Genomic DNA, 3,615 nt, shown 5'->3' with positions numbered 1-3,615 from the left:
ACCGGGCGTACGACGACGTCCTCACCGCCGTGCAGGAAGCGTAGCTCGCGCTGCAGGAAGCGAGTGGCCGCCTGGCCGCGGGGGCTACGTTCCCGGCCGCGGCTTCGCGACGTCGCCCGCGTCCGGTGGCGTGTCGCGACCCCGAAGCCACAGGAAGACGCCGAACGCCAGCGGCGACAGCAGCCCCATCCCGACTGCGCCGAGGAGCGTGAGTTGCCTGGTGGTCACGTCGTGGACGCTCCCGAAGACGTCGCCGACGACGACCACCCCCCGCATCGCGTCCGGGGCCGCGGCGGACGCGTACTTGCTGATGCCGGTGCCGTCGAAGACGAGTCCCCAGGACCCACTGGACCGGTCGGGGCTGGCGTAGCTGTCGTCGTCGGCCACGACGGCGTGGGTCGCGTCGCCGCCGGCCCACTCCCAGATGACGCGTGTCCCGGGGTCGACGTGGACCGCAGGTGGAGAGAACGCCGCGACGCCGTCGGCCGTCGCGCCGACGCCGATGCGGACCTCCTCGCGGCCGCGCCAGTCCACGGTCCCCTGGAAGCCCGCCGTCTCGTCGAACCACCCGTCGTACCCGGGTTCACGTGCGACGTACTCCAGGTCGGCGGTGCCGGCGCCGATGTCCGCGTCGCCGACGACGACGGCGCCCTTCATGCCCATCGCCTCGTGCGGCCCGCAGACGTACAGAGAGACGCCATCGCTGTCGAACGAGTGCTCGAACGTCTCGCCTGGGTCCGAGAGCAGGTCGCTGCCGTAGGCGTCGTCCGTCGCCACGACGTTGTGCGTGCCGCCCTCGCCGGTCCACTCCCAGCGGACGGTCGTTCCGGGGTCGACGCGGACCGCCGCCGGGCCGAACGCGAACCCGCCGCCGTTCCCCCGCCGCGCCGACGTCGACGACGACTGTGTTCTCGCCACGTCGGTCGACGACGCCGTCGTAGTTCGAGACGTTCGCGAACCACTCGTCGAACTCGTCCGCGTCCTGTGCTCGCGCCGGCGACGCCGCGGCCAGCCCCGCCCCGCCCGCCGCCAGGAGCGCTGACGTCTGGAGAAACCGTCGTCGCCCGAGCGCCGGGCCGGGGTCCGTTGCAGTCATACCTATACGTATAGTGGTACGTCCCATAACCAGGTAGACTGGCTCTTAGATGTTGAGAGTTAGCGTTCGGCTATATCGTATAGAGACGATTATGGGTTAGTAGTGAAGACAGCATGACGTACACCACCACGCGGCGACGCGTACTCCAGGCCGCCGGTCTCGGCGGCACGATGGCGCTGGCTGGCTGCACGGTCGGTACGCTGACGAACGACGAGGTCGACACGAGCCCGCTTCCGCTGCAGCAGGACGACCCCGACCTCGACGACGCCAGAGCCGTGGACGTCGACCGCGTCGCCGCGGACCCGCGGGACATCCCCGCGCCGATCACGCGGTCCGAGCCCGCGACCGTCGAGGTCGAGATGGAGACACGGGAGCTCGTCGCGGAAGTCGAGCCCGGCGTCACGTTCACGTACATGACCTTCGACGGCCAGGTGCCCGGGCCGATGGTCCGAGCGCGTGTCGGCGATACCATCGACCTCACCATCCGGAACCACGAGGACAACGCGATGACGCACAACGTCGACTTCCACGCGTGCCGCGGCCCGGGCGGCGGCGCGGAGGACACGAACGTCGCGCCCGGCGAGGAAGCCCGCCTCCAGTTCCAGGTGACGTACCCGGGCGCGTTCATCTACCACTGCGCCGTCCCGAACGTCGACTACCACATCAGCGCGGGGATGTTCGGCATCATCCTCGTGGAACCCGAAGAGGGGCTGCCGGCAGTCGACCACGAGTTCTACCTCGGCCAGCACGAACTCTACACGAACGGGACGACCGGCCAGGAGGGCCACCACGAGTTCGACTTCGCGAGCATGGCTCGCGAGGACCCGACGTACGTGCTCATGAACGGCGAGAAGTACGCCATCACGCCGGACAACTACGCGGAGATGAACGTGCAGACCGGCGAGACTGCGCGGGTCTTCTTCGGGGTCGGCGGCCCGAACCTGTTCTCCAGCTTCCACGCCATCGGGAGCGTGTGGGACGAGGTCTGGGAGCAGGGGGCGCTCGCCAGCGAGCCCGGTCGCTACGTGCAGACGACGCCCGTGCTACCGGGGAGCGCGTGTGTCGCAACGATGTCGTTCCCCGTGCCCGGGGGCTTCAAGCTCGTCGACCACGCGCTCTCGCGGGTCGCCCGCAAGGGCGCGCTCGCGGTGGTCACCGCGGACGGCCCCGAGGACCACAGCGTCTACAACCCGAGCGGGTGACGCGCTCCGGGCGCTCGGAGACTGACGACCGACTCGAACGCGCGTCGCCGTTCTGGCGGCCCCGGCGAACAGGTTCGGGACGGCGCTTTCCCGGCTTCGCGTGGTAGCGACTGGCAATGGCTGCCGGGACGCCGACGACGACACGCTCCGGGTGCACGCGCCCCCGACGACTGCGTCGAGCAGCGCGCCCGGCCGATACCTCACCGCGATCCACTGGCTCGGCGACTGAGAGCGGGGTTCGCGTCCACCGGCGCTGTCAGCGACCGCGTCGGGGTCACGCCGGCGACTGTGACAGAGGCGTTCGAGCGCCTCGCCGCGGACGCGCTCGTCGACTACGAAAAGGGCGCGGGCGTGGTGTTGACCGACCGGGGGACCCAAATTGCCCGGGAGCTGGCTCGGCGCCAGTGCGTGGTCCGCGCGTTCTTCGCGACGGAACTCGGCGTCGAGTACGGCGCCGGCGACGGCTACCGGTTCGGGTACGCGCTCTCGGAGGACGGCGTCGAGGCACTCCGCCGGCTCGTCGACTTCCCGGCCGAACAGTGCTGGCAGAGCCCCGGAGAGTACGCCGACGACTGCCCCTGTGAGAGTACGGCGCCATGACCAGTCACCCATGACAGACCTCCAGGTCCACGACGTACCGGCGGAGGTCGACACCGACGAGTGGCGCCTCGACGTGACGGGCGCAGTAGCTCGCGACCTCGCGCTCTCCCGCAGCGACCTCGCGTCCTTCGATACCGAGACGTTCACCGAGGACTTCGAGTGCGTCGACGGCTGGGTCGCGGCCGACCTGACGTGGCGCGGCGTTCGCGTCGGCGACGTGCTCGCCGAAGCCGACCCCGCCGCGGACAGCAGTCACGCACTCGTCGCCGCGATGGACGGCGAGTACGCGAGCTCGTTCCCGCTGAAACGTCTCGGTGACGCGGTGCTCGCCGTCGAACTCGACGGCGACCCGCTCCCGGTCGAGCACGGCGGCCCGGCAAGACTCGTCCCAACCGGCGACGCGGACTGCTGGGAGAGCGTGAAGTGGGTTTCCGAGGTCCGCGTCACCGAGACGGCCCCGGCGAACCGCGACACTGCCGAGCGCATCGCTCGCTCTCGACTCGAGTAGCACGGGAGTGACACAGCGCAACGCCAGCGGCCTCCAACCACCGAACGGGTCAGGCCGCCGGTACCGGGTTACCAGCGGCTCACTCGGGAATACTTGGTCTCCGAGGCGTTACGTGGTAGCATGCAACAGTCCCGTCGACAGTTCCTGGCCGCGGCCGCCGCGAGCAGCGCGGCCGCACTCGCTGGCTGCCTGGAGGGCCCGGGGACCGG

6 protein-coding genes are annotated in these 3,615 nt (G+C 70.3%); 5 read left to right on the top strand and 1 reads right to left on the bottom strand.

Annotated features, from left to right (window positions below):
* Nucleotides 1-84: 84 nt before the first annotated feature.
* Entirely contained in the window at nt 85-918 is an 834-nt protein-coding gene (locus GRX66_RS17395; protein WP_159527639.1) for a halocyanin domain-containing protein, read from the bottom strand.
* Nucleotides 919-1,209: 291 nt separating this feature from the next.
* Between GRX66_RS17395 and nirK the strand changes: the two genes are divergently transcribed.
* The 5 genes from nirK to GRX66_RS20860 all read left to right on the top strand — a co-directional run.
* Nucleotides 1,210-2,298 (top strand): copper-containing nitrite reductase, encoded by a 1,089-nt coding sequence (nirK, locus tag GRX66_RS17390; protein WP_159527638.1) that lies wholly within the window; start codon nt 1,210-1,212, stop codon nt 2,296-2,298.
* A 100-nt stretch (nt 2,299-2,398) separates the two neighbouring features.
* A complete protein-coding gene (locus tag GRX66_RS20395) occupies nt 2,399-2,527 on the top strand; it encodes a hypothetical protein (protein WP_267903098.1) in 129 nt (42 codons plus the stop codon).
* Entirely contained in the window at nt 2,494-2,898 is a 405-nt protein-coding gene (locus GRX66_RS20190; RefSeq protein ID WP_325064179.1) for a metal-dependent transcriptional regulator, read from the top strand. The genes GRX66_RS20395 and GRX66_RS20190 overlap by 34 nt, the downstream gene beginning before the upstream one ends.
* Before the next feature lie 10 nt (nt 2,899-2,908).
* The gene (locus GRX66_RS17380; RefSeq protein WP_159527637.1) at nt 2,909-3,406 is read left to right on the top strand and encodes a molybdopterin-dependent oxidoreductase; all 498 of its coding nucleotides are present in this window, start codon (nt 2,909-2,911) and stop codon (nt 3,404-3,406) included.
* 120 nt (nt 3,407-3,526) lie between these two features.
* The coding region (locus GRX66_RS20860; protein WP_394351539.1) for a twin-arginine translocation signal domain-containing protein at nt 3,527-3,615 on the top strand (89 nt) is incomplete at its 3' end.

Source organism: Halobacterium bonnevillei (assembly GCF_009831555.1).
GTDB classification, from domain to species: domain Archaea; phylum Halobacteriota; class Halobacteria; order Halobacteriales; family Halobacteriaceae; genus Halobacterium; species Halobacterium bonnevillei.
This window is presented reverse-complemented; position numbering and strand designations above follow the sequence as displayed.

What these genes read in the sequence shown, in the direction of transcription:
- nirK (WP_159527638.1), top strand. Translation starts at nt 1,210, where the DNA reads ATGACGTACACCACCACGCGGCGACGCGTACTCCAGGCCGCCGGTCTC.
- GRX66_RS17380 (WP_159527637.1), top strand. Translation starts at nt 2,909, where the DNA reads ATGACAGACCTCCAGGTCCACGACGTACCGGCGGAGGTCGACACCGAC.